General features: G+C 59.3%; 28 protein-coding genes and 1 pseudogene. 13 read left to right on the top strand and 16 right to left on the bottom strand.

Features of this window, described 5'->3' with window-relative positions; all coding sequences use genetic code 11:
- Positions 1 to 51 precede the first annotated feature (51 nt).
- The 9 genes from ADL05_RS06150 to ADL05_RS06110 form a co-directional block, all read right to left on the bottom strand.
- On the bottom strand, positions 52 to 918 hold the full coding sequence (locus ADL05_RS06150) for a replication-relaxation family protein (protein ID WP_053615893.1): 867 nt from the start codon (positions 916 to 918) through the stop codon (positions 52 to 54).
- Positions 919 to 1,135: 217 nt separating this feature from the next.
- The gene (locus tag ADL05_RS06145) at positions 1,136 to 3,358 is read right to left on the bottom strand and encodes a type IV secretory system conjugative DNA transfer family protein (RefSeq protein WP_053615989.1); all 2,223 of its coding nucleotides are present in this window, start codon (positions 3,356 to 3,358) and stop codon (positions 1,136 to 1,138) included.
- A complete protein-coding gene (locus ADL05_RS29420) occupies positions 3,339 to 3,584 on the bottom strand; it encodes a hypothetical protein (RefSeq protein WP_082376149.1) in 246 nt (81 codons plus the stop codon). Before ADL05_RS29420 ends, ADL05_RS06145 begins: the two co-directional genes overlap by 20 nt.
- A gap of 149 nt (positions 3,585 to 3,733) precedes the next feature.
- Positions 3,734 to 3,940, bottom strand: a complete 207-nt coding sequence (locus tag ADL05_RS06135; RefSeq protein ID WP_053615891.1) for a hypothetical protein — start codon at positions 3,938 to 3,940, stop codon at positions 3,734 to 3,736.
- Positions 3,937 to 4,548: an MT-A70 family methyltransferase gene (locus ADL05_RS06130; protein ID WP_053615890.1), complete on the bottom strand. Its 612-nt coding sequence runs from the start codon at positions 4,546 to 4,548 to the stop codon at positions 3,937 to 3,939. The genes ADL05_RS06135 and ADL05_RS06130 overlap by 4 nt, the downstream gene beginning before the upstream one ends.
- A 226-nt stretch (positions 4,549 to 4,774) precedes the next feature.
- Positions 4,775 to 5,467 carry a hypothetical protein gene (locus tag ADL05_RS30350; protein ID WP_156365745.1) on the bottom strand — a complete coding sequence of 231 codons (693 nt, stop codon included), beginning with the start codon at positions 5,465 to 5,467 and terminating at the stop codon, positions 4,775 to 4,777.
- Entirely contained in the window at positions 5,467 to 6,588 is a 1,122-nt protein-coding gene (locus tag ADL05_RS06120; RefSeq protein WP_156365744.1) for a hypothetical protein, read from the bottom strand. The genes ADL05_RS30350 and ADL05_RS06120 overlap by 1 nt, the downstream gene beginning before the upstream one ends.
- Positions 6,585 to 7,418 (bottom strand): vWA domain-containing protein, encoded by an 834-nt coding sequence (locus ADL05_RS06115; RefSeq protein WP_156365743.1) that lies wholly within the window; start codon positions 7,416 to 7,418, stop codon positions 6,585 to 6,587. Before ADL05_RS06115 ends, ADL05_RS06120 begins: the two co-directional genes overlap by 4 nt.
- Before the next feature lie 86 nt (positions 7,419 to 7,504).
- Complete coding sequence (locus ADL05_RS06110; RefSeq protein ID WP_053615886.1) at positions 7,505 to 7,729, bottom strand: hypothetical protein; 225 nt, start codon at positions 7,727 to 7,729, stop codon at positions 7,505 to 7,507.
- A 93-nt stretch (positions 7,730 to 7,822) separates the two neighbouring features.
- Between ADL05_RS06110 and ADL05_RS06105 the strand changes: the two genes are divergently transcribed.
- The 5 genes from ADL05_RS06105 to ADL05_RS30335 all read left to right on the top strand — a co-directional run bounded on the left by ADL05_RS06105 (position 7,823) and on the right by ADL05_RS30335 (position 12,314).
- Positions 7,823 to 8,542: a hypothetical protein gene (locus tag ADL05_RS06105; RefSeq protein WP_053615885.1), complete on the top strand. Its 720-nt coding sequence runs from the start codon at positions 7,823 to 7,825 to the stop codon at positions 8,540 to 8,542.
- A gap of 275 nt (positions 8,543 to 8,817) precedes the next feature.
- Entirely contained in the window at positions 8,818 to 9,474 is a 657-nt protein-coding gene (locus ADL05_RS29415; protein ID WP_197285706.1) for a nucleoside monophosphate kinase, read from the top strand.
- A gap of 254 nt (positions 9,475 to 9,728) precedes the next feature.
- Positions 9,729 to 10,142: a hypothetical protein gene (locus ADL05_RS30345; protein WP_156365742.1), complete on the top strand. Its 414-nt coding sequence runs from the start codon at positions 9,729 to 9,731 to the stop codon at positions 10,140 to 10,142.
- Between the two features lie 17 nt (positions 10,143 to 10,159).
- Positions 10,160 to 10,828, top strand: a complete 669-nt coding sequence (locus ADL05_RS30340) for a hypothetical protein (protein ID WP_156365741.1) — start codon at positions 10,160 to 10,162, stop codon at positions 10,826 to 10,828.
- A 46-nt stretch (positions 10,829 to 10,874) separates the two neighbouring features.
- Positions 10,875 to 12,314 (top strand): hypothetical protein, encoded by a 1,440-nt coding sequence (locus tag ADL05_RS30335; protein ID WP_156365740.1) that lies wholly within the window; start codon positions 10,875 to 10,877, stop codon positions 12,312 to 12,314.
- 112 nt (positions 12,315 to 12,426) lie between these two features.
- On the opposite strand, the gene ADL05_RS06100 is transcribed toward ADL05_RS30335, so the two are convergent.
- The 4 genes from ADL05_RS06100 to ADL05_RS06085 form a co-directional block, all read right to left on the bottom strand.
- Entirely contained in the window at positions 12,427 to 12,750 is a 324-nt protein-coding gene (locus ADL05_RS06100) for a hypothetical protein (RefSeq protein ID WP_053615884.1), read from the bottom strand.
- A gap of 323 nt (positions 12,751 to 13,073) precedes the next feature.
- Entirely contained in the window at positions 13,074 to 13,661 is a 588-nt protein-coding gene (locus tag ADL05_RS06095; RefSeq protein WP_053615883.1) for an ATP-binding protein, read from the bottom strand.
- Positions 13,661 to 13,984, bottom strand: coding sequence for a recombinase family protein (locus ADL05_RS06090; protein ID WP_156365739.1), 324 nt, complete (start codon positions 13,982 to 13,984; stop codon positions 13,661 to 13,663). The genes ADL05_RS06095 and ADL05_RS06090 overlap by 1 nt, the downstream gene beginning before the upstream one ends.
- Positions 13,981 to 14,301 carry a hypothetical protein gene (locus tag ADL05_RS06085; protein WP_053615881.1) on the bottom strand — a complete coding sequence of 107 codons (321 nt, stop codon included), beginning with the start codon at positions 14,299 to 14,301 and terminating at the stop codon, positions 13,981 to 13,983. Before ADL05_RS06085 ends, ADL05_RS06090 begins: the two co-directional genes overlap by 4 nt.
- 157 nt (positions 14,302 to 14,458) lie before the next feature.
- Between ADL05_RS06085 and ADL05_RS06080 the strand changes: the two genes are divergently transcribed.
- From ADL05_RS06080 to ADL05_RS30330, 3 genes are all read left to right on the top strand, one after another.
- Positions 14,459 to 15,382: a helix-turn-helix transcriptional regulator gene (locus ADL05_RS06080; RefSeq protein WP_082376147.1), complete on the top strand. Its 924-nt coding sequence runs from the start codon at positions 14,459 to 14,461 to the stop codon at positions 15,380 to 15,382.
- Complete coding sequence (locus tag ADL05_RS31620) at positions 15,336 to 15,461, top strand: DUF397 domain-containing protein (RefSeq protein ID WP_369800895.1); 126 nt, start codon at positions 15,336 to 15,338, stop codon at positions 15,459 to 15,461. The genes ADL05_RS06080 and ADL05_RS31620 overlap by 47 nt, the downstream gene beginning before the upstream one ends.
- Before the next feature lie 310 nt (positions 15,462 to 15,771).
- Positions 15,772 to 16,221, top strand: coding sequence for a hypothetical protein (locus ADL05_RS30330; protein WP_156365738.1), 450 nt, complete (start codon positions 15,772 to 15,774; stop codon positions 16,219 to 16,221).
- Here the strand turns inward: ADL05_RS30330 and ADL05_RS30325 are convergent.
- The gene (locus tag ADL05_RS30325; RefSeq protein ID WP_197285705.1) at positions 16,218 to 16,694 is read right to left on the bottom strand and encodes a hypothetical protein; all 477 of its coding nucleotides are present in this window, start codon (positions 16,692 to 16,694) and stop codon (positions 16,218 to 16,220) included. The genes ADL05_RS30330 and ADL05_RS30325 overlap by 4 nt on opposite strands.
- 133 nt (positions 16,695 to 16,827) lie before the next feature.
- Positions 16,828 to 17,067: a helix-turn-helix domain-containing protein gene (locus ADL05_RS29405; RefSeq protein WP_082376145.1), complete on the bottom strand. Its 240-nt coding sequence runs from the start codon at positions 17,065 to 17,067 to the stop codon at positions 16,828 to 16,830.
- A gap of 621 nt (positions 17,068 to 17,688) precedes the next feature.
- Between ADL05_RS29405 and ADL05_RS29400 the strand changes: the two genes are divergently transcribed.
- From ADL05_RS29400 to ADL05_RS29395, 4 genes are all read left to right on the top strand, one after another.
- On the top strand, positions 17,689 to 18,849 hold the full coding sequence (locus ADL05_RS29400; protein ID WP_082376144.1) for a hypothetical protein: 1,161 nt from the start codon (positions 17,689 to 17,691) through the stop codon (positions 18,847 to 18,849).
- 118 nt (positions 18,850 to 18,967) lie between these two features.
- Positions 18,968 to 19,498 (top strand): hypothetical protein, encoded by a 531-nt coding sequence (locus tag ADL05_RS06070; RefSeq protein ID WP_053615878.1) that lies wholly within the window; start codon positions 18,968 to 18,970, stop codon positions 19,496 to 19,498.
- 411 nt (positions 19,499 to 19,909) lie between these two features.
- Positions 19,910 to 21,220 (top strand): DUF6338 family protein, encoded by a 1,311-nt coding sequence (locus ADL05_RS30320; protein ID WP_156365736.1) that lies wholly within the window; start codon positions 19,910 to 19,912, stop codon positions 21,218 to 21,220.
- Positions 21,221 to 21,223: 3 nt separating this feature from the next.
- The gene (locus ADL05_RS29395) at positions 21,224 to 21,916 is read left to right on the top strand and encodes an adenylate/guanylate cyclase domain-containing protein (protein ID WP_082376143.1); all 693 of its coding nucleotides are present in this window, start codon (positions 21,224 to 21,226) and stop codon (positions 21,914 to 21,916) included.
- A gap of 16 nt (positions 21,917 to 21,932) precedes the next feature.
- On the opposite strand, the gene ADL05_RS06065 is transcribed toward ADL05_RS29395, so the two are convergent.
- The gene (locus ADL05_RS06065) at positions 21,933 to 22,358 is read right to left on the bottom strand and encodes a hypothetical protein (RefSeq protein WP_082376142.1); all 426 of its coding nucleotides are present in this window, start codon (positions 22,356 to 22,358) and stop codon (positions 21,933 to 21,935) included.
- Positions 22,359 to 22,832: 474 nt separating this feature from the next.
- On the opposite strand from ADL05_RS06065, the pseudogene ADL05_RS32375 reads away from it, so the two are divergent.
- Positions 22,833 to 22,994 (top strand): annotated as a pseudogene (locus ADL05_RS32375) (pectate lyase); the annotation flags it as partial.

The following is a 22,994-nucleotide window of genomic DNA, read 5'->3' as shown; positions in this document are numbered from 1 at the left end:
AATAGCCACGGAAAGTAATGTCTGAAATGTGGCATTCGCCGATGGATAAACCTATTCGACTTTTGCCTCCTGGGTCTGGGCAGTTGCCTCGCCAACCACCAGGGCGTCGAACTCGGCTTCGGTCACCACCCGGTACCGCTCGGGCGTCAGCCGCCGCTCAGCGGCCAAGGCGGCCTTGAGCGCCTTCTTCCGGTTGTGATCCGGCACCACCCACACCACCGCTGGGAACAGCCCGTGCTCAGCTTGGTGGCCGCCGCTGGCGGCGTAGCGCTCATACACGTGTGCCTTGCGCATGACCGTCGACGGATGCTCCGTGCCCCGGTCCACCTCGAGAAACCAGTGGTCCTCAAAGTCACCGCTGGCCGTGATGGCGAACAGGTCGGGTTTTAGCCACGACCGCGCCCCGTGGGGTGCCACGAAGGAGCGCCAGGCAGTGGGCTCGGCCTCCAGGTCGAGCAGTTCCACCGCACCCTGACGCTCCGATTCGCGCAGTCGCACGGCGATCTCGGCCACTGCCAACGTGTGGTCAACGAAGCCGCGAGAAGGCTCCAGGTAGCGCTTACGCTTCGGATCGCCGTGGATCACCCGCAGCAGCCGTTCACCCGTAGCCCCGAGCTGCCACACGATTCCGGAGGAGCCAGCCCGTACACCCCCGATGCGTCGTGTCAGCCGGGCGACCAAGCCGTGCCGTTCCAACCGGCCCAGCACCCGCATTGCCGCCACGGCCGCCGCCGCTTCGGTGGCGTGCGTCCTGCCTGCGCCCTCGCTGTCGTCGTCAGCCTCCTCGGGGTGGTGGATGAAGTGCAACCGCCGCAGCAGCGCGGTCGTCAGTAGGCGCAGCTCACGCAGCGACTCCAGCACCGCCCGGTCACGGTCGGACAGTGACAGCAGCAGATCGGCAACGTTGTCTCTGGTCATAGGAACCTCCTTCGTATGCATTCAGGTCTGTACGCGAGGCGGGAGCCGAGCAGTCGGCCACGGTGACCGGCAGAATGCCGGTCAGTCCCATCCCGGAAGGGCCACGACAGCGGCAGTGACCACGGCAAACGAAAATCTGTGCTCGACGTGAAGACACGGGCGGATAGAGGGGCGAAGCAACGGGCGGCCTCTCTGTTGTGGGGGAGATGTGAACAGCTCATCGCTTGCCCCTCCGGCGTCGCTTGCGCCCGATCTGCTCGCCCTGTGGCTCCTCGTGCGCAGCGCGCGGCGGCGCCCCGCCATCGGCTTCCTGCGACTCTTCCGGGGAGGGGGTTTCGGCTGAAGGTGGTTCAGTCGGCACGGCATAGTTGGCTCGCACCCGCGCCCGCATCGCTTCCGGATTGTGCACGGTTGGAGTGGGCGGCAAGGTCTTCACCAGCGCCCAGCCCGAGGGCGCACCGTCAGCGACGAGGTTGGCGTAGGCGGTAAAGCGTGGCAGGGCGATGAAGTCCTCGACGCTCAAGGCAGGTGCCAGCTTGGCCGCCGCCTGGGCATCGTCATACTCGGTGGCGAACTGGATCTTGCTCCGCGCGTTGATGTCCACCGCGCTCTTGAGAGTGGGTGGGAACTGTTCGCGGAACTGCGAGGCCAGGAACCAGCCCACCCCGAGCGAGCGCGATACCGCCAAGGCGTCGGCCAGGGATACGGGGAGGTTGAGGAATCTGGGGGCCTCGTCGATGTACACCACACCCGGTCGCGTGTTGGCGTCGGCTTCACCAGCTCGCTCCTGGGTCGCCTGCCACACCTCGGCGATGATCAGGCTGCCCAGCAGTGAAGCCGTTCCCGGCCCGATAAGCGCCTCATTGAGGGGTACCAACACGACCTTGTTGCCCTTGAAGACGTCACGCAGGCGGAAGGCATCGGCTCGCTGGTCGAGCATCTGGATCAGGGCGGGCCGGAGAAGGAACTGGCGCAGCTTGTTCAGCGGCGGGGCGATGGCCGCCGCCTGCGACGCTGGAGACTGATCCTCATACCAAGCCCAAAAACCCGCCAGGGCGACATCACCTTGGAGCCGTCCCACGTACGAACGACGGAAGGCGGCATCGGTGAACAGGCGCAGCAGATCGACCAACGTGGCCGGTGCCTCCGGGCGACTGGCCCGCGCCAACGTGCGCAATCCCGCCGAGAAGATGTCCGCCGTCCGTGGCCCCCAGCCGTCAGCGAAAACAGCCTGAAAGACAGCGAGGATGCCGTCAACGACGACGTCCGGATCGCGCCCAGAGACATCCAGCGGGTTGAAACCGACCGGCGAGGCGTCGGCGGCGTTCAGCTCCACCACATCGCCCACACGGTGTTCCGGCAGTCGCGCCAGGAAGTCATCGATCAACTGCCGTTTGGGATCCAGCAACACCACCGGCCGTCCGGCCTCGGCATCGGCCAGCGCCAGATGCAGCAGCGCATTCGACTTCCCCGATCCACTCGGCCCGTAGGCGATGGTGTGAAATGTCTGGTCCTGGGCGGAGACACCGACTACCCGCTCATCACCAGGTGCCGCACTGCGCGCGAAAACGCGCGAGCCGCTGTGTACGTGCGCCGCTGCGCGCAGCGGTTTCGGATGCAGTGGCGGCAGACCGGGCAGCTCGCCCTCACCAAGCGGCCAGGCCAGCAAGCCCACCAGCTCGGACACCCCGAGCGACAGCGGCCACAAGCGCGGGGTCCGCGCCTGGTTGAGGCGGGAAGCCGGTTCGCGCACCAGCTCCAGGCGCACGCCTGGCCCCTGGGCTGTGGTGAGCGCCCCGAGCACACTCAGGATGAAGAATCGCCGCCGTTCGGGGGAGGAACTGGTCGCACCGAACCGGATCGTGGCCGACAAGCCGACTTGCCCAAGCCGCTCCTTGAGACGGGAACGCAGTTCAGTGTCAGCCGGACGGGTGCCCTTGGTAAGCAACTGCCACACCGACGTCTGCGGATCCGGCATGTCGCTCGGCACCAGGCGCGGCGATCGGCGGGGGCCGATTACCACTTGTACAGCGATGGCTTCATCGCTGCCCAGCCGCACGGCGAGAGCAGACAACAGCGCTCGCGTGGTTGCCTCGGCCGCATCCGACCTCAGCGGTATCCCCGAGGGCCGCAGTCTCAGCCGGGCTGCTGCCACCATCTCTGGCCGGAGAGGAGAGCCACCGGCCTTCGGCGCTACCAGCGCTGCGCCGGGCAGTAGATCCTCGAACAGCTGGCGCAGCCGCGGCAGGTCCGATGCACGCCCCCCGATAACGTGCCGCACCCCAGCGGCGTCGGCGCGTGCCTCCAGGACGACGGGGGACAGACCGGGTTCGGCCGCTACCCGTTCCAGGAGCGTGCCGACGGTCGCCACGTCGAGCGGACGGGGCAGGTGTAGCGCCTTGAAGGTGAGAGAGGGTCGCTTAGCTGCCGCGCTGAGCATCCTGATCACCTCCGTCTGAAGACGAGGCGTTCTTCTCCTCATCCGTTGTCGCTTGCTTGGCAGCGTGTTCTGCTTGCGCCTGCCGTTCGGCCTCCGCCTGGGCGAGACTGAGCAGGGCTCGGCCCAGCTTGCGCATGTCTGGCGGATCGCGGCGCTCACCACGTACGACGAATCGCTGCTCATGCTTTTGGCGCCGCTGATTCGTGTTTTTCTTTCGTTTCGGCATAGGGTCACTCCTTCCTCTACGAGTGCCAGTGTTTAAAAAATTAAACACCAACGTTCGGCTCTAGTTATTAAACATTTCTGTTTGCGCGTCAAGGTAAAATGTTCATTCCACAACGCGCTACCTCTGTTATTTGCTGATTTCGCTCGTGCTTACCACCGGGAGCGCCGCCACCGGATGATGGCGATGACCGCCCAGCCCGCACCAACGACGAGCGCGATACCGACCAGCCACGGCAGCAGGTCGCGCAGCAGATCCACCGCGTAGGTCAGCGCCAGCATGGCCACCAGGACGAGCAGGCTGGAGCGGAAGAACCACTGGACGGGATTCTTGAAAGGGCTCGGCCCGTCGTCGCTCACCGCGGCTCACCGCCGTGGCCACGGCGGTGGTCACTCGGAACCGGGTAGCCGGGAATGGTGAGGTCGCTGTCGACCTCGTTGCCCCAGACGAACCACGGCGCGTTGCTCGGCGGGCGCCTACGGGCGAACAGCTCCAGATACGGCCCAGGGGAGAGCCGTTCGATCATGGGGAACTGCTCTTCGGGCTTGTGGCTGTGCTCCTGCGCCGGTGCCACTATCCAGGTCGGTTGCGACCGGAACTGCACCGGTGCCGTGCCGCGCGTGGCGAACAGCAGGTGTTCGGTGCTGTTACGCAGCCAATGCCCCAGCCCGAGCCGGAACTTCACCCACGTGAGTGGGCTGCGAACGGTGAAGCCCCAGGCTTTAGCCACCTCGTAGCCCTCGCGGATAGTGGCGTTAGTCGTCCACAAGTAGAGGTGCGCGTCTTCCTCGGCCAGGTCGGCCACGGGCATTGCCTTGATGCGCTCCAGACTCATGAGTTGGTAGTGCTGTCCAGCCCCCTTAGCACCTTGCTGCTGGATATTCCACGGGGGGTCGGCCAGGATGGTGCGAAACCGCTCGGGCACCGTGTTGGGAGGCCGGGCTGGTTGGGGATGGTTTATGGTCATCAAAGATTCCTCCTTTCTGTCCCAACATCGTTTTTTGGCTTGCCGGGTACAGGCGTAGTTATGACGGATGGGGAGAGGTGTGGAAACCGTCTGTTCGGGCGAACATTCGCCCGATAGTCCGAGCGAACACAGCCCCACACCTCTCTGTTAGAGGGATTGCTCCTCAAGGTCCGCTGCTGTAAAGAAACCTGTTGTGGAATACGCAGCATCGGGCACTGAGTAAGAGCTATCTGGGGTCAGCGACCGAGCTCCCCGGCCGCCGGGCGACCAGGCTGCGGAACAACGCCCGCGCTACCGCACCAGGCGGATCGTCGCGCTCAATGGGTGTCACCGTGATGCGCGAATCGAAGGCGTCCGTGTCCACCCAGGAGCCGAGCACTACGGCATGTACATCGCCCGGAAACTCGGCCAGCTCAGTCAACGCCGCGGCCGGATCGCTGTCCATGAGCAGGAAGTCAGAGAGCACCACCAGCGTGGTTGCGTGCTCGGGGCGCCCTTCGGCCAAGCGCACGGTCTGACGGAGGCTCGGCAGCAGACAGCTACTGCCCGCCCCATCCGAGGGCACCGCCAGCCCCGAGCGCAGCGACGCCATCCCCCGCCGACTGATCGGCGTCGGCTGGACATCGCCACCACACGGTGAGTCGAAGTGCAGCACCGCCCCGAGTTCGTGCTGTGCCGCTCGACGCGCCACCGCACGGAAGGCGTGCTCTACCTCGGCAAAGCGGTTACTCAAGGGGTCTGTGCCAGTCGGTGAGACGACACTGCCGCTGTTGTCGAAGACAGCGATAGTCAGCGTTGGCACCAGCGACGGGGCGCCCGGCGACCCGATCCGGAACTTGGGGGCGGGGGAACGATCGCCTTCGCCCGCGGGTGCCGGCCCGAGCAACTGATCCGGCCTCAAAGCACTGGGGAGCAACATCAGCGCATCGCCTCACCGGCATAGCCATTGGCACCAGCGCGCACCCGACGCCCGACCATCGGCCTGGCTTCGTGCGCGGGAAACCCGTGCCCGACGACCTGGCTGTTGTTCCGCTGGATGCGCCAGTTCAGCGACTCCACCCGCTTGGCTGCCGCCTGTCCACGTGCGGCGTGCTCGGCGTACACCGACCGCGCCGCCGCATCGGCCTCGGCCCGCTGGCGGATCGCCTTGCCACCGGCAAGCTTCCGCAGGCGCGTCTCAGCCTGCGAAGCCCGCTTCTTGTAGCCGGAGAGCACATCGGCCACCTCATCGGCCGCGTGATAACTGAGCGCGAAGGAAGCCAGCGCCGTCGCCGCCGCCAGACAGCCGAACGTCAAGCCCGAGGCTGCACCCTCCAGCGACCCTCTGAGGAGGAACACCCCGAAGGCCAAGAGCGCCACCACGAGCAGCGACACCACGCCGACGAGCCCCACCAGGCCCAAGCCCTTGTCCGGCGAGCCGGAGAACAACCGCCGGAAGCGATATTCCTCCCCGCTCAAGGTTTCGGGGTCACGCTGGCGAGCACGGGCGTTCCGGAGGTGCTTGACCTCCGAACCGATAAGCCCCGAGCACCCAGCGGCGACACCGGCCGCCACTGCCACACCCAGGGCAACCGATGGCGCATCACCGAAGGCCACGGCCGACATGAGAATCCCCGCCGAGTCGCCCAGCACGAGCAGCGGCCAGCACACCCAGTAGCGCACCTTCGCCCCCACCTCACGCCGCACATGCGGCGCGAGCACCCGAGCCGCCTGCTGGTAATCCTCACGCGCCTGGCGAGCGGCCTCCTCCTGGTGGACGAGCAATGCCTCCGTCGTCGTGGCCGACCGCTCCAAGCCACGCGCCCGCATCACGTGCGGTCGTGCCGCCTGCTCGCCCTCGGCCGCCCAGGAGGACAGCTGCTCCTCACCGAGCGCCCGGTATTCCTCCTCGGCGTACGTCCTCCCGATATTGGTCGGCCGCGTGAGCGTCCCGATCTCGTCCAGCCGCGGAATGGACACGGCATCGGCCTCAGCCGTCCACGCATCCGACGAGGAAGCGGAAGAGAACGGCGAACCAGCTCCCATGAAAAGCTTCCTCATGCAGATTCACCGCCCAGGGCGTAGTCGGTGACAGCGATGCACTCCTCGGCGCCCGTCTGCATGCACAGCGCCTCGTAGTAGAAGACGAGCCCTTCGACCACGGCCGAGCTGGGCGGCTCCTCCGCCACCCGCCCGATACCCGCCACCGTCACTGAAGCGCCGGCCAGGTCGGGCACGCTGGTCTCATTGACTAGAGCCTCGGCCTCGGCCGGGGTGAGCACCTCGTCGCCGGGCTTGTGGCCGACGTTATGGAAGCCGTCGGTGAGCACCACCAGGTTGAGACGGTAGCCGTCGCCCAGCTGATCGATCCACTCCACACCGAGTCGTAGCTGCGCCGTGATGTCGCTACCCCCGCCGGGCAGTTCGGCCAGGGCGGGCGCGTAGCCGTCGCGGATCTCGGTCATGGCCTCGTCCACCAAAGCGGGCACGCGGCGGATCCGGGCGTTGCCCGTCGCACCGTGCGGCTGGAGTGACCCGTCGTAGAGCACGGTCGTCGCCGCGCTGGAAAAGGAGAACACGGCGACGCGCAGGTAGCCCGAGCACACCGCAGTCTGACGGGCAACGTGCCCGATGGCGTCCAGGCGCTCGGCGGTGATGGCTTCGCTGTTGCTGGAACCGGTGCCGTCCACCAGCACCAGGGAGGCGGGCGGCGCGTCACCACAGGTGGTGAGCATCTGCTGGTGCTCCTCCATGACGGTGGGGTCGGGGGCGTCGTCGAGAAGGCCGCAGGCGGACGACACCAGGGCAGCTGCCCCCGCGACGACGGGTGCCGCCATCCGCGAGCGGAGAGAAGGCCGGCGCCGCGGCACCGGGTTGAGCTTGGATTGCATGCTTACTGACTCCTTGAGCGAAGGAAGAAGAGACAGGGAGAGGGAGGCGGACCGGATGCGGGAAGGCATCCGGTCCAGGGAAGCCGTCACCAACGCTGGTCAGCGGGGTTGGTGAGCGGCACGACGTCGACGGCGTCCAGCTCGGCCCGCAGGCGCTCACGACGAGCGGCCGTGATGGCGTTCTGCTGGGCTTCGAGGTCACGAAGGACATCGACGGCCGCGAGGTAGGAGGTAGCGAGGTTGCTACGCAGCTTGAGCACGGGACTCACAGCGGCCGGGTAGTCGAAGGTGCTCGCTGAGGGGTACGACATGAAGTGCTCCCTGTGTTGGGGTTCTGACACTTCAAGTCCACGGGAGATGACCCCCAGCGGTCATGACATGAAAGTGACATCCCCAGGAGCCACATGAGCCTCGAGGAACAGGCCCGCGCCGAGCTGCTTGCCGTACGCAAGACGGCAGCAGGGCTTACCGTTGACACCATGGCCCAGAGCCCTGTCATCTGCGGGTTGCTCGGTGACGGCGATCCTCTGAGTGCCTACAACACGCTCAAGCACAAGGTGCTGAGCACAGATGCCGACATGAGCATGAAGGCGGCGTTGGCCTCGCTGGGCTTCACCAGCGACCAACAAACACACCTCGGGCGCCTGGACGAGTTCGGTGCGGAGCACAGCTACGAGCAGCGGCAGGTGCGCCGATACAGCGACAAGGGAGTCCGGCAGCTGGCGAAGCTCATCACGACGAACTGGATCACGGAAGCAGTGCCGTGTCTTGACGTTGCCTGCTTCCAGGTGGCCCCTGAGCGGTTCCTCTTCGTGACGCAGGCCCGTAGCCAGTACTTCGTAGAGATGCGGCCAATCCGAGTGGTGCTCTACCAGGGGAAGAACGGTCCCAAGGAGCTGGATCTACAGGCGGTCGAGCGCCAGGAGGGCATCTGGAACCACGTCGACATGGATCCCATCCGGCTACAGGTCACGGACGAGGAGACGTCGCTCGTGTGGGTGTGGCGAGGAGAGCTATGGCCGAAGTTTGCCGTGCAGTGGTGCATGGACGTGCAGGGTGTCAAAACGGTGAGTGAGGGATGCGGTAACAAGATGAGGTTGAGGCTCCTGATAGGTACTGTCTAGATTGTTAGTCTTATGGACATAAAGACACTTTTGGTGCTTTTGTGGACCATGATCTGATGGGCTCATAGGATGAATATGAGGCAGCTTCTTTATCATCTGTACTTTCCTCTCTGCGGGGCGGCGATGACCTGGCAAGACTACTTGCTGATGTTGGTGAGTGACTGATAAGGATGACAGAAGGCTTCCGCATGACTTGGCGAAGATGTAGGATGCCAAGAGGTGTCTCGGTCTTTAGGTGGTGGATCATCAATCTAAAATTTAGCAACAATAATGAGGTGACTCTCTCTTTTGGTAGTCCTCGCATATCGATACTGGGGAAGAGTGCCTCAGGGAAAGGGACTCAAAGTCTTCTTTTGGCTAAAAAATATAGCTTGGTTAATATCTCCACTGGTCAGATGATCCGGAGTCTTCTTGGCTCACTTTCTCAGTCGGATGCAGATAATATTCGAAAGGGAGGCCTTGCTCCCGAGGGTGTTATTCGGGGCCTAGCAAAAGAGGCTCTTCTTGTTGCTGGGAAGCAGGGCAGAGGTTTTGTTCTTGATGGATTTCCTCGAAGTATTGGCCAAGTGAATTTTCTGGAGGAAATTTTCGGAGGCAATCTGATTTCTTTGGCTGTTTATATCGATGTTTCAGACGAGGAAGCGCTTTCTAGGTCATTGGGACGACTTGTCTGTTCAAAGTGTGGAATCAATTATAAAGTTTCACAGTTCTCAAGTTACCCTTCCGATGCTTCCTGTGTGGGTTGCGGCAATGTTTTGAAAAAAAGAGCAGACGATTCTGCAGCTACCTTCTCAAGCAGGATGGATGTTTTCAAAGACAAAACCATTCCTGTGATCAATCATTATGAGAAAGCTGGAGTATTGTGGAGGGTAGATGGATCGAGTGATCCTGGTGATGTGTTCAAAAAAATTGCCGCCAAGATCGATTGCTGAAAATAGATTTAATGGCTTGAGTTTATCAAGCTTGGAATGTAGAATATAAATAGAAACTCTATATTATGCAAAACTCATCGACATATGTCCAGCAAAGCAGGTGGCTTGATACTTCCTCTGGGGGGCGGATTGATTTGTCAAATCCGACTCCTGATGCAATACGCCTAGGGGATATAGCGGGTGCGCTGTCTCGAATTTGCAGGTTTGGCGGACACACCACCCAGTTTTATTCGGTTGCGCAGCATAGCGTCCTCGTGAGTGAAATTGTAGCTGATTTGGGGAGGCCGGACCTGTGTCTGGTGGCACTTCATCATGATTCGCATGAGGCTTACCTCGGTGATATTCCCTCTCCTCTTAAAAGGCGGCTCCGGGATATGGGGCAGTTTGACGGTTACACAGAGCTCGTTTTCTCGGTAGACCGGGCCATCGGTGAAGCGTTTGAAATCCAGCTTCCAATGAATAAAAGTGATGAAGATGTGGTTAAGCTCGCAGATCGCACAGCCTTTCAAATGGAAGCTAAACTTCTCTTGCCTAACGAAGGGAGGGCGGCAATACGCGATGATTCACGCGAGATTCTAGGAGGTTTGCCCCCATGCCCCGAGCCGTTGCCTCCACGGTCTGCGGCGAGTAAGTTTATTGAAATACACCGTTCTTTGGATATCCTCTAGATTGAGAGCGTCTTGGTATGAAATCCAGTGAGGCCCCGCAAAAATCAATCGTAATGTTTTCTGGAGGGCGAGATTCATCACTTGCTGCATGTCTGGAGGCTAACTCTGGAAGTGAGATTCTGCTAATGACGGCAAAGACGGGAGCAACTATCGAGACAGACATCATAGATGTTCGTGTAGATGAGATAATGAAGGCCTTTCCAAGAAAAGTAGTCGGACATTTGCGACCGCATTCTGCGGGAATATTTAGAAGAATTGCAATTGCGGACATAGAGGAGGATTTCAGAAAGTATGGGACAAACCTTATTCTGCTTGGTCACCAAATGGCCATCCAGTGCGAAGCAATAATAGCTGCTCGTGTCAACGGGGTGTCGAGGACTGTGACAGGATTCTCCTCGTATCAAGCTGACGAGTTTATGGAACAAATGCCGATTGCCATTAAAGTTTCTGAAGATCTGTTCGCTTCGTATGGGATAACGTTTGAAGCACCAGTGCGGTCTTATTCATCTCTCGATGACGTAAAGTTTCAGTTGCTGGATTTCGGAGTGACCACAAAATCTCTGGAGTCAGTCTCTCTTTTTGCAGATAGCTTCTCGGTTCCCAGTGAGAATGCAGTATTTGACTATATGGAGTCTAAGATCCCCACCTGTCGCAGATACATTGAACTGAAAATTTATGGAAAATAAAATCTAAAGCGAGGTGCTGGTGCGACACAGAATTTTTCTACACTTCTTGGACCACGAAGTAATGAGGCGAATATCATCACCAAGACGTGAAGAAAAAATTGCGATGTGCGAGCGAGTGATTCGCTTGGCTTCGCTGGTTTCTGTCGAACCAGTTCTCTTTCCGATCTCGGTTCAGCATGAAGAAATTTTAATGTATGACTTGCTGCGACGCCTGATGCCGCTTATTCAAGCTGATTTTATCCGAGTCGTCGGATATGGAATGAATCCTCGTGCTAACTTGGAAATTAGACGGACGCAGTTCAGTAGAGATAAGTCGATATTTGATCCACTTTTTTCCACCAGGCAAGATAATTTAGTCGAAGAATTCGGATCTTCGTGGGTAGAGAAGCAAGGTAGTACTACTCAAGAGATTACAAAATGGTGGGTAAAGAATGTTCCGAATTTTGAAAGTGATGTCGCCTCTATTCTCCATGGAGGTCAGTTTCCAAGAGATAAGGCTATAGATGCCTTAATCGAAGTTCCTTATTTACTTGATGGCAGGCCGCTGCTTGCAGATGTGGTTCTTGAAGCTGTAAAGCCAATGAAGAAAGGTGTTTGGACTGACTCATATGAATTTGAGGCTCGTGCTAATTTGGGGATTCTCTTGACTCGAGAATGGGCTAAGGCTTATAGTAATAGCTTGTCGGCAACAGTTTTTCGAGACTTGGGCAATGGGGTTCCGGAAATACCTCACTTTGCACCTATAGAATTTCCTTCTATCAGTGCAAGGCAGGCTCAAGTACTACTTCTCGAATTGGGAATTTTCCAGGCAATAAAGTCTCTCCCGATGAATATTTTTGCAGAAATTATGGATGCGCATCGGGTTGAAAGAAGCTATTTATCAAATGAGTTGACCCTTGCTCTTTTAGGTTCAAGAGATTCCTCGTTTGCTCGATGGGCTTCTGTAATAACTCATTATAGAAAATTGAAGCGAAGACGCTCTTTTTGGGCGGGATTTATTCCTTCGCGATCGGGTGTCGGGCATCTGAGTGGCGAGGTTGGGAGAATGGCTCGCACGCTCGCGCAATCGCTAGATTGTTACGCAGTGGCAGTTAATGCGGCTTCTGAGAATTGGGGAAATGTAATGGATGGCGAGGGTAGGTCATTCAACATATCGAATGTTTCTGGAGATGTAAATCTTTCCCAGGATTCATCTACAATAAATACGTTCAGGGTTACCCCTGAATCCATGAGCAGTCGAATAATCGAGGCTGTGGGCTCTCCGGAGGCTGCGCAAAATTTCATAGTATGGCTGCAGGAAAACGCTGATAGGATCTCCTTGGGGGATGTTTCTCCAGCGTTGATTGAGTCAAGAATTGATGAATCTACTCTAACTGAAGAGAAGAAATCTCTTCTTCGAGACATGGGGCGCAGGCTGGCTACATCTGCAACATCGTCGCCTGTAATCGAGTCAGTCGTGCAGATAATAAGCAATATAACGGCATAGTTAGCTAGGCGAGAGCCGCCCAGGACAACCCTGTCGAGTCGCACCTAGACGAGCTCCCGCCTCACGCAACCTCGAAGCACATCGCTCCTTGGCCAGTGTTCACACGCGCAAGTTACTTCTTGTTGCGCGTCGATCGGGTCGAAGTGCCCTCCGGCGTGCTGCTGGTATCGTCACCACCGAGCATCGCGGACAGTGCCTGCTTCCGCTCCCGCAGCGCCCGCTCCTCAGCCTCCAGGTTGGCCATCGCCTTGTCGCGGACGGAGGCGTCGGACAGGATTTTCGCTACCCAGTCCTCCAAGGCCTCGACGCCCGCGTTGTTCAGCGTCTTGTCCGTCAGGGAGACCACAGAGTCAAGCTGCTGCTTGAACGAGGGCGAGACACGGATCGCGACCGTGGCCTTCTTCTCCTCGCCCGATCCAGTGGGCTGTTCGCTCATCGAGCAAACCTCCTCAGTAAAATGCGGCCGACGAACCCGGACAGGTTCATCTCTTGAAGCCGCAGTAAACCGATGAGGTACCGAGGTGCGGCGGCCAGCACTACTTCTGCTCATCTATGGCCTCTGCTCGCCCTCGGCACCTCCTGTTATGGCGCATCGGTGCAGGTCAGGCAATCGTGTGTTCGCCCGAACGATCGACCGAACCCGACACGCGAACACACGCCCCTGCACCGGTGGTACGTCAGCTCATGACCACGAGCCCGATGCCCTGGTTTTTCCTGTTGTGGAATACGCAGCAGGCGCACCGCGGCTGTGACCCACTCTCAGAGCCGGGCGAGCCCCTCGACCACCCGTTCCATATCTTCTGGCGCCAGTGGCGGCGTGCTTGGGGGAACCGGTGGAACGTCATGCGGTGCAGAGCGACGTGGTAGCGGCTGTCTGTGAACGTAGGCAGGGGCGGAAGTTGCAGGAGCTTCGGCGGCCAGGCGCTCCGCCGGCACCGGCCACTCGAGGGCGATCACACACCACACGACCTTGCCGCCCTGCGGATGTGAGCTAACGCCCCACCGCTGGCTGAGCGCCTCGACGAGGAACAGTCCTCGGCCGGATTCGGCATCTTCGTTCTGTGGTTGCGGTGTGGGGTGCCCCTCGTGGAGGTCATGCACCTCGATGACGAGCCGGTTGCCCGTGATGTTCAGCGACAGGGCAAACACGTGCCGGTGAGAGATCGCGGAGATCGGTGTCGTCATCGCCAGCCCCGCGGCCTGGACCACGTTGGTACCGAGTTCCGACACCAGCAATTCGGCGTTGTCGATGGCCTCGTAGGGGAGCCCTCGTAGCGTCGCCGTCGTGAAAGCACGGGCGATGGCGACCACGTTCGGCAACGCCACGAGGGTCAGTCTGGCGTGCATCAGTCACCCACCACCCAGACGGTCACTCCCAGGGCTTCGATCTGGGCCACCACACCCTCCTGCAAGCTGGGGAAGCGGGTGAAGTGATCCAGCGTGGGCACGATGAGCTCGGTGGCGTCACCCTGCTTGAGGCGCGAGACCAAACGCTCGAAGCTGGACTCACGGCAGGTAGGGACCTCCACGAACACTTGCCCGAGCGTGAACTCCTGGCCGCGGGCGAAGGCGCTCATCTGCCGGTGGAGAAGTGTCATCCTGAAGCGGTCGCCCACCCCGATAATCCGCATGTAGCCGTAAGCCAATGGGCGGGAAGCCAGAGGGGTCATCGGTGCCACCCCTTCACCAGCCGCAGGCTGGGGCGAGCGTTCGCGCGGCTGTGGGCGTGCTGGCTATCTCGGTAGGCACGCACCAGATCGGCAACCTCGAAAATCTGTTCGTGGGTGCATCGGATAGTGCGCAGGCGGTTGCCGTCCTGGTCGAGGTGCTCGAGCGTGAAGTACTCGCCTGTGGCCGAGAGACTGACGCAGCCGACGTGCAAGAACACCAGGGCATCGCCATCGTGGTCGGGCACCGGGCGGATGCCGTCCTGATGGAGGAGCGTGTCCAGGCGCTCGAGCGCGGTAGGCGCCGTTAGCGTATTCATTGATCGCCACCTTGGAAAAGTAGGGGCTTGGTAGTGGCTTAGCCACGCCCCGACCATTCCATTGCCCCAGGTAAGGCGGCTATACGTACAGGCCGTTTGGCCACTAGCCGTAAAAGGGGGTTGTCATAGGTTGTGGCCGTGTAGTTAACTACCGGTCATGGCACGTATACCCCCCGGGGAAAACCCGGCTGTACGGCGCTTCGGGCGAGAATTGGCCCGTTTGCGAAATTTGGCCGATATGTCGCAAAGCCAGCTTGCCAGAGCGATCAATGTGTCTGGTGCGTTGGTGGGGCACATCGAGCGGGCTGAACGCACGCCGACACAGCGCTTCGCCAAGAAGGCTGATGAGGCTCTGGAGGCTGGTGACCACCTGGTCGGACTGTGGAAGGACGTACAGCAGGCGGCCTACCCCGAGTACGCCGGAAGCTTCATGCAGGCGTTGCCGCACGCCCTCATGATGCGCGACTACCACCCCATGATCGTCCCCGGCCTCCTCCAGTCGGAGTCGTACATCCGTGCCTTCTGTCGGGCCAACAACCCGATGGAGACCGACGACTACATCGAGCGTGTAGTCGAGCAGCGCACGCGCCGGCAGGAGCTACTCATCGAGTCGGAGCGGCCGGTGATCTGGGCGATCATCACCGAGTCGGTGCTGAGCTGCCTAGCTCATACCCCTGGCATCCTGCTCGAGCAGACCAGCCGCCTCCTGGAGCTGGTCGGATCTGGACGTGTCCAGCTCCAGGTCATCCTTGCTGGTGTCCGCTTCGACGAGCACCCCGGCATGGATGGGCCCTTCACCATCCTGTCGCTCCCCGACCGTCAGGAGGTGGCCTACATTGAAGGCGCTGCCTCCGGCAACCTCATCACTGAGTCGGCGGAGGTCGAGCGCTTGGCCCTCAAGTTCGGCAGCTTGCAGGGCGTTGCCCTCTCCCCGGGGCAGACAACGGAGTACTTGAAGAATGTGCGAGGCGAGATCGATGGACAACATTCAGTGGCGCACCTCGAGCTACAGCAACGCGCAGGGTGGCCACTGCGTGGAGGTGGCGGAGACTCCCCGAACGGCGATGGTGCGGGACACTAAGAACCGCGAACAAGGTCACTTGGCGTTCTCGCTTGCGGAGTGGGGAGCGTTCGTCCAAGACGTCAAGTGTGAGCATTGATGGTCGACCTTGTCTCACTGCTGACCAGATAAATCGTCAAGCGCCTGTCCTTGCTGAGGGCAGGCGCTTGACGATGACGTCAGCTCTGCTACGAACATTCTCCACTCTGAGCCAACGCTAGGTTGTACCTCAAAACAGTCAATCGTTCGGTTCTTGTTTCGACCATGCCTGGTCGGCTGCTGATCCTCTTGCGAGTATTTTGAGCTCGTACCGTGCTCACCCACAGAGAAAGGCGACGCCCCCCGAGGAAGACTCCGCGGCCGCCCAGAGCTATCAAGAACCTTCGGATGATCGCGAGGTTGGCGGTGCTTTGAGCTTGCAACTGGCTGAAGCGAAATCGCTTTGGGTTAGTACGGAAAAGCTCTACAGCAACCGGGGAAGGGGAGAACCTGGCAACCAACTCGACACACCGAGGGGTACTCGCGTCTTCTTCGGTTTCTCTCCCGACAGGGTTCCTAAGAATAAGATTATTGGCTATGTTTGTCTGCAAGTTCCAGGATATGATTCCGTTGTTAGGTCGGTTCGATTTGCCAACAATGAGATGGATAAGGTGAACTTGCCGGTCCCTGGGAAGGGTGGGCCTGAGAGCTATGACCATGCCTATTTGATATTCGACCGCACCGGCCATAATATCGATAACAAAGCGCTATTCAGGTTGACTGTAACTGACGAAGACGGTCTCCGTGCTCGTCAGGATTCCTCGGTGCATGCGGTTAATTGTTTCATGGCATCGGGTCGTAAATACGGCATGTTGTTCTAGAGATGTGGGTCAACCTGGTAGACGTTGAGTCGAAGGCCGTCATCTACATCCACAGCTACGCTCCGCCGCGCCCTGACGTACGACGTAGGGAGCTCCACCCCGATGCTGCGTCTGGCTGTCATCGGTAGCTGTGCCATGGCATCGGGCGGGAGTACGACTTCGTCAACATCGAGGGCGATACCGTGACGCTGCGCGATCCCTGCCATGTAGCGCCGCAGGCGAGGTGTCTCCACATAGACGAACAGCCGTTCCGCTGCTCCAGGGCAAGCCGCCAAGCGGTAGAAGTCCTTGAGAACCTCTCCTAAGGTCATCGTCCATGCCGCGTTCTTCTCATTGGGTTCCCGCGGGTACTTGAACTCGATGAAGGCGCTGGGCGGTTGACCGACCACAAGGTCGATGCGAGAACCCTTGAGTTCAGGGTGTGGCAGCTCGACTCGTAGGTCTTGTGGGTCACTGCCGTGTTCGACCAGCATCCGGGCTGTGGCGAAGCGGACAGCGTCCTCGGTGAGGAGAGGGCCAAGACCGAGCTGTCGGTAGCTGCGAAGCTCAGTTGCTAGTGCTTGCCAAGCGTCAGATTTCAGCCAGGTCCTCATACTCGCGTTACCGTCACTCCTCGGCTCGCAGTCCTTGCACCAGTTCCCCAGGATCTACCTGCAACCCCTCTGCGAGCTTCAGCAGGTTGTGCAGGCTCAGGTTGCGGCGTCCCCGCTCCACCTGGCCGACGAAGGTCCAGTGCAGCCCAGAGGCGTCGGCGAGCTGTTCTTGGCTCTTGCCGAGTTCTTGGCGGCGGGCGCGGACACGCGCCCCGAACGTCTGGGCGGCTTCTGAGATGGGTTGAGCAGGCATGATGGCCCAACCACATACGTCCCAAGACGAAAGATCCAGAGACCATGCGTCTAATGACTATACGTCTAGAGACTATGTGTCCTATTCTAGCTCTGCCGACAGACCTCGGCACATGTCCTCAGCAGGGCACATGAGCCGTGCCCTGTCTGTGCTTCGAGGAGGTGAGACAACCATGACCCCCAACCTTGGTGGTGGCAACGGCGGCGGTACCGGCGGTGGCAAGTAGCTGATCCGCTATTGAGTAGGCGCAAGGACGGCAACTCCCTAGACCCGTCCTCCAGGGCCTCGGACTCGTGTTGGTCCGAGGCCTTCGGTGTGCCCGGAGCGGGCTGGAGCGCATCAGGCGTTCCGTGCCAGCGCGCGATAGCCCCTGTCCGCACTCCTGGACCTGGGCGACCAGATCGCCCGCTCGGCGCTGTCGCCGGCCCACCAACCGCTCAGGGAGGAAGGGGAACCGCTGTGACCCGGTGTGACCCAGAAGAACACCGACCGCGGTCGTGTCACCCCTCGTGTAATGAAGGTGCGAGCATCCTCCTGGAGGAGGTGTTCGGCCGAGGCACAGCGTCAGCAAATGAAGAATCTAGGCCATATATGCAATTAATGTTATACTAATACACGTATATGAAAAGCGGGCGCTCTAACCTCTACCAATCCCTCTACAAAACCAAGCTGACACTGCTTGCAGTGATAGCCATCGTGGTTGGAACCGCCCTTTTACTTCTCTCTGCTTGGGCCGAGCAACAACCTGGGTGGGAGCTACTCTCCGCGGCCGTCGTCAACGACGTCGGCGTGGCGCTGCTCACGACCGGGCTCGTCGTGATCGCCTTCGAGTACATCAACCGGGAACACGGTGAAGCCCAGGCGATGCATCGTCTCCGCCAGGTTGTAGCTGAACAGGCGCCGGCTATCCGCGATGCTGTGATCCAAGGCTTCGCCTTCAACGCCGACGACCTCGCCCGCGTCTCTTCACCCGAGGTCCTCGATCAGATAGTGCGGAACTCCCTCGCCATCCAGCTCAAAGACCGCCAGCTCGCCGAGGACGTCTACACAGACTTGCGGCAACAAGTCATCCGCGCACCGGAACGCTGGCACGATGTCCACGTCTCCGTTGCTCTCGACCCATGGAAAGATGGCCCTGCTGCTGGCGTCGGATCGATGTTCGTTGCCACTGTGCGGTGGGAGTACCGTGTCGTGCCAAGCAGTTCGGTCATGCGCTTCTCTGCCGTCTCTGATCTGGACGACTACCGAACGCTCCTCGATGATCCAACAACAACCGGGGCATGGTACTTCGAGCCGATCGCCAACCTTAACGGTGCTTCTCCGGAATCCTTCGAGTTGGTGCAGTTCACCGTCAACGGTGAGGAGCGACGGATCCGTCGCTCCTCACGAAAAGATGAACAGACCTACACGGTGGATACCGGCGTGGCGGCTGGGAGCTCTGAAGAAGCCAAGATCTCCTACACCTACCGAGCGCTCGTGCAGAAGAACAGCCATCTCCTGGCTATCGACTTTCCTCGACCTGCCAAGGGTGTCAAGGTGGAACTCTGGTACGGCAACAGTGGCATCCGACATATGACCGTGCTTGATCCTATCGCCAGTGCTCAGAAGTCACACATCACTCAGCGTCCCGATTCCGTTCCCACCTCAACTGTGGAAGTTGGCTTCGATGGCTGGATCTTCCCGCGCTCGGGTGTGGTGTTTGTGTGGGTGCTCGAAGGCGAGATAGACACTAAGCCCTCGCCTGAAGCTAAGGGTAAATCCTCCAGTTCCCGAAGCGTATAGCGGAGATGGTCATGCCATGAAGGGTGTGCTTGTGCCTTGCCTTAGTGTGACTAGTGTCAATAGGCCGCCTTTAATGGTATAGTAGCCAATAACCAAAACCCCTTGGGAAGGAACCCCCATGGCGCAACGTGTCATCCGTGTCTCTGACCTGACCGGTAAGTTCATCGAGAACGACGAAGACCTTGTAAAGGTTATCGTCCGCGGACACCCCATCTTGGGTGAAGATGCGGTGGAAATCGAGGCACTGGCTGAAGAGGTGGAAAACCTCGACAACGAAAAGCAGTTCGTCCACCTGGAGATCCAGCAGGAGGGCGAGGACACCCGATCGGTAGTGATGGAGCTGTCAGAGTTCGAGGCCTTGGCTCAGGATGAGCCGATGGACAAGCTTCTCACCACAGCCAAGACGGTCACTGCTCGTTCTGCGCGGCCGGCCGCCACTGCTAAGAAGATCGACTACGCCACGCTCGAGCACGCCGGTAAGCCCAAGAAGGGCAAGACCTCGGAAGCTGAGAAGCGCATCGTGCGGGAGAACTTCGACCAGATCAACGAGCGGCTCCAGGGCGAGGGTCTGCGCACCATCGACCTGAACAACCCTGACCACGTCGAGCGCTACGGCCTGGAGGAGTTGGCGAAGGAACGGCGGGGGTGATCTGACGCAGGGTGACCAACGGCGTCCTCACGGTGCTGAGGGCGTCGTTGGCTTTTGGTGGGTTAAGTGCCCTCAACTGGCCAGATGGGAACTCTTTCGGTCTGGAGTGAAACACGGTTCCGGGGGTATCATGGATAGGGAAGGGTGGGGACTACATCGCTCTTCATATTCTAATTCTTGTTTTCTGGAGAGGAAGATTGTTATGGCTAATAAGGGGAAGGATTCTAATGATGCTGTGCGCTACGTTGAGGTGAGTTCTCAAGGCGAGAAGAGAGGATCTGAGCTTGCACCTGGCGCTACTCAATCCCAGCTAGAAGACGGCCCGCCGCCTCCTCCTCCACCTGCTGAGTCCTCCGACTCTGGCGATGACAGTTAAATACCTGAATATCTGGTATGGAGTTCTGAGGGCTGATGCCAACTACACCGATCGCGCTGCTGCTCTTCGTGATCCTTATTGGCCCGGGTATTTGCTTTGTTCTGAGGCGAGAGTCTCTTAGGCCGACGCGGCAAGTATCTGCCTTTCGTGACACGGTTTTGATTGCGGCGGTCAGCGTCTTGTGTGACGCCGTGGTGGTGTCCCTGCTTCTCTTGATTGGCTTGATCTGGCCAAAGTGGATCCCTGATTTTTCTGCTTTGATTGAGAATTTTAGCTCTCATGTTGCTGAAAACTATATGGACCTGTGGTGGTGGTTTATTGGGACTGTGGCTGTCGCATGCCTGTTGGGCTTTGTTCTCCATGATTTGGTCACCTTCGGTGGATGGACTCGGAGACGAGTAATTGAAAAACTGCATAGCACTACCGCTATTCCTGTGTATGTTCGCCGCTTCTTGCCTAGGGTGAATAGCTTCGACCCTAATTGGTCATCTTGGCGTCGTGTGTTTCATCAGCATAATTACTTGAAGTCTGAAGATAAGGATCGAGCCGAGTATCACCTCGATTGCTGGCTTGAAGATGGAAGTCTTTTTCGTGGCGTGTTGTATTCATCGAGTCCCGAGGTCGAAGAGTCTGCTGACCGAGATCTTGTTCTCCAAGCTCCACTTAAATACAGGCCCCCGGGCGGGAAAGAACTCAAAGATATTCCTGGCAGAGGGAAAGTCATTCTAAGTGCTCGGCAGTTGGTTGCAGTTCATGTTACTCTAGCGGCTAAATCCGAACCACTTGCGGGAAATGCTAAAAAAGAGGGAAACGAACTTTTGGGTGTCCCTAGTGAAGGCGGTCAAAATTTGGATGGCGAAGAAAACGATACTTTAGCCTCAGTGATGCTTGCAGAAGCTAGAGCAGAAGTTGCCTTGGCTGATCACAAGGCATCTATGATTCTGGCTGCTCTAGGAGTTGGATTCGGTGCTTTGTTGGGGGGTATCTTCGCAAGTAATTGGGGGCCAGAGAAGCTTAACGGTGTATGGGAAGTTGCGTGGTGGATTGGTGCAGTAATGGCAGGAGTTTCAGTTGTATGTGCCGCAGCTGCAATCTGGCCTAGATATACCAATGTGGATGCTGTGAATGGCATCTACTATTGGGGTCATGTGGCTACGTTCAAGGAGCTTGACACTTTTCAGGAAGCTTTCAGTGATCAGCGTGGAGCCTCTTCCTCCAGGAACCAGCATCAACTTTGGAGGATGTCACACGTAGTCATTCGCAAGTACCGGTTCGTTCGTTCTGCTTTGGTGTTGTCGGGTTTGGCGATACTCCTCTTGTTGATTTCAAGTTTTCTGGGAAGGTGAAGTATGAGTCTCAAGGATGAGTTGGAAGAGTATGTGAAGAAAACCCATCGGGGCGCCTGGGACAGGCGTGAGGGGAGGAAGGTTCCCGAGACGCCAGATATCGCCTTGGCCAATCAGGCTGTCGTGATTGACGGAGCTGTCTTGTATGCTGACCTTGCGGAATCCACTGGTTTGGTCAAGGGGTACAAAGATTGGTTTGCAGCTGAGGTTTACAAGAACTATCTGTACTGTGCTGCACGAATAATTCGGGCCCATGGGGGAGTGATTACGGCGTATGACGGAGACAGGGTCATGGCGGTCTATGTTGGCGACACAAGGCGTGATGATGCCGTGAAGACCGCTTTGAAAATTAATTGGTCTGTGAAATATATACTACAGCCAGCCATTGAATCACGGTACCCCAAGGACAATTATGTGCTCAAGCAGAAGGTTGGAGTTGATTCCTCTTCTCTTTTTGTGGCGCGAACGGGAATCCGGGGTAGTAACGACTTGGTTTGGGTTGGGAACGCCGCCAATAATGCAGCGAAGATGGCCGCTCTCGATTCAAATTTCCCGACTTATATCACCAAGAATGTATATGAGAACCTGTCTGATTCAACGAAGTTGAGTAAAAACGGAGAAGGCATGTGGAGGAATCATTCGACTAGTCTTGGTTATCAGGTCTACGGTTCTACTTACTGGTGGCCGCTTGCCTGACTCTCCGGAGACTCATTTAGCGCTTGCTGATGCGCACCCCGCGCTCCAGCAACCGACTCCTCACCGTCCGGCTGTCTACCCCGAAGTGCTGCCCGATCCGCGTCAGGGACCAGCCCTGACCGTAGAATTGCACGGCTTCGTCGATCTCCTCCTCGGTCAAGCTACGCTTGCGGATCTGGACGCCGTGGCGCTTGAGGATGGTGCTTACCGTCTGCCGGTTGATGCCGAAGCGTTCTCCTAGCTTGTAGACGTTCGTGCCTGCCTGGTAGGTGGCGATCAGCTCGTCTACCTCGTGCGGCTTGAGGCGCTTCGCGGTGCCCGGCTTCTTCGTGGGCTTCTTGCGCTGGGGGAGGGACGCTGTCGGTGCGGGCAGCTCGCGGAGGAGGGCTTCGAGCTTGGCGGCGAGCTGGACAGGGTTGTAGTTAGTTTGCCCAGGGTCCACTCGACTCTGAGACGACCCTGCTCGGGGGCCTTCGGCCGCCTCACCGGGTCGTCCTTCGTGTTTCCCGGGGGGAGACCCCCCGAACCCCCCGAGGCACCCCCCTGCGGCCGGTTCGCGGCGATCGTCGGGGTGGGCGGGGCGCTCCAAGCGGTTGCAGCAGTCGAGCAGTTCAATGTCGAATCCGCCGCCGGACTCCGTTTACCCGCAGGTCAACAGCCTGACAAGCCTTCGTGACGCTGGAACGCCTTACAAACGGTTGCATTAACCCCCCTTGACAAGGAAAGCGCTTTCTCTGACGCTCGGTTGTGCAGCACGTCACAGCTCATCATCGAGGGAAGGTAAGCGGTGAGACGATCGATCTCGCGTCGGCTCGTGCCGACGCTGGCCACGGCGACTCTGGCGGCGGCGCTCGTCGTGCCGATGACCGCGGTGTCGGCGCAGGCCGACGGCGCCACGGGCTTCGCCACGCAGAACGACGGCACGAACCTCAGCATCGGTGCGGGTGCCGACGGCTCCAGCAAGGCCAGTGGCACCAGCTACGGCAACGCCGTCGACGGTGACATGGGCACCTACTGGTCGCCGAGCGGCTCGACCGGTCGCATCTCGGTCAAGTGGGACTCCGACACCACGGTCTCC

Origin of the sequence: Nocardiopsis sp. NRRL B-16309 (assembly GCF_001279585.1) — a bacterium.
GTDB lineage: Bacteria > Actinomycetota > Actinomycetes > Streptosporangiales > Streptosporangiaceae > Nocardiopsis.
The sequence above is the reverse complement of the archived record's forward strand: the minus strand, read 5'-3'. Positions and strand labels throughout refer to the sequence as shown.

Excerpts from the sequence above, each read along its gene's own strand:
- ADL05_RS06105 (WP_053615885.1), top strand. The coding sequence starts at position 7,823 with ATGAGCCTCGAGGAACAGGCCCGCGCCGAGCTGCTTGCCGTACGCAAG.
- ADL05_RS29420 (WP_082376149.1), bottom strand. The coding sequence starts at position 3,584 with ATGCCGAAACGAAAGAAAAACACGAATCAGCGGCGCCAAAAGCATGAG.
- ADL05_RS29395 (WP_082376143.1), top strand. The coding sequence starts at position 21,224 with ATGAGTCTCAAGGATGAGTTGGAAGAGTATGTGAAGAAAACCCATCGG.
- ADL05_RS06070 (WP_053615878.1), top strand. The coding sequence starts at position 18,968 with ATGGCGCAACGTGTCATCCGTGTCTCTGACCTGACCGGTAAGTTCATC.
- ADL05_RS06100 (WP_053615884.1), bottom strand. The coding sequence starts at position 12,750 with ATGAGCGAACAGCCCACTGGATCGGGCGAGGAGAAGAAGGCCACGGTC.
- ADL05_RS30350 (WP_156365745.1), bottom strand. The coding sequence starts at position 5,467 with ATGTTGCTCCCCAGTGCTTTGAGGCCGGATCAGTTGCTCGGGCCGGCA.
- ADL05_RS06110 (WP_053615886.1), bottom strand. The coding sequence starts at position 7,729 with ATGTCGTACCCCTCAGCGAGCACCTTCGACTACCCGGCCGCTGTGAGT.
- ADL05_RS30320 (WP_156365736.1), top strand. The coding sequence starts at position 19,910 with ATGCCAACTACACCGATCGCGCTGCTGCTCTTCGTGATCCTTATTGGC.
- ADL05_RS06090 (WP_156365739.1), bottom strand. The coding sequence starts at position 13,984 with ATGACCCCTCTGGCTTCCCGCCCATTGGCTTACGGCTACATGCGGATT.
- ADL05_RS29400 (WP_082376144.1), top strand. The coding sequence starts at position 17,689 with ATGAAAAGCGGGCGCTCTAACCTCTACCAATCCCTCTACAAAACCAAG.
- ADL05_RS06145 (WP_053615989.1), bottom strand. The coding sequence starts at position 3,358 with ATGCTCAGCGCGGCAGCTAAGCGACCCTCTCTCACCTTCAAGGCGCTA.
- ADL05_RS06130 (WP_053615890.1), bottom strand. The coding sequence starts at position 4,548 with ATGACCATAAACCATCCCCAACCAGCCCGGCCTCCCAACACGGTGCCC.
- ADL05_RS30340 (WP_156365741.1), top strand. The coding sequence starts at position 10,160 with ATGAAATCCAGTGAGGCCCCGCAAAAATCAATCGTAATGTTTTCTGGA.
- ADL05_RS06115 (WP_156365743.1), bottom strand. The coding sequence starts at position 7,418 with ATGCAATCCAAGCTCAACCCGGTGCCGCGGCGCCGGCCTTCTCTCCGC.
- ADL05_RS06080 (WP_082376147.1), top strand. The coding sequence starts at position 14,459 with ATGGCACGTATACCCCCCGGGGAAAACCCGGCTGTACGGCGCTTCGGG.
- ADL05_RS06150 (WP_053615893.1), bottom strand. The coding sequence starts at position 918 with ATGACCAGAGACAACGTTGCCGATCTGCTGCTGTCACTGTCCGACCGT.
- ADL05_RS06120 (WP_156365744.1), bottom strand. The coding sequence starts at position 6,588 with ATGAGGAAGCTTTTCATGGGAGCTGGTTCGCCGTTCTCTTCCGCTTCC.
- ADL05_RS06085 (WP_053615881.1), bottom strand. The coding sequence starts at position 14,301 with ATGAATACGCTAACGGCGCCTACCGCGCTCGAGCGCCTGGACACGCTC.
- ADL05_RS29405 (WP_082376145.1), bottom strand. The coding sequence starts at position 17,067 with ATGCCTGCTCAACCCATCTCAGAAGCCGCCCAGACGTTCGGGGCGCGT.
- ADL05_RS06095 (WP_053615883.1), bottom strand. The coding sequence starts at position 13,661 with ATGCACGCCAGACTGACCCTCGTGGCGTTGCCGAACGTGGTCGCCATC.
- ADL05_RS30325 (WP_197285705.1), bottom strand. The coding sequence starts at position 16,694 with ATGCTGGTCGAACACGGCAGTGACCCACAAGACCTACGAGTCGAGCTG.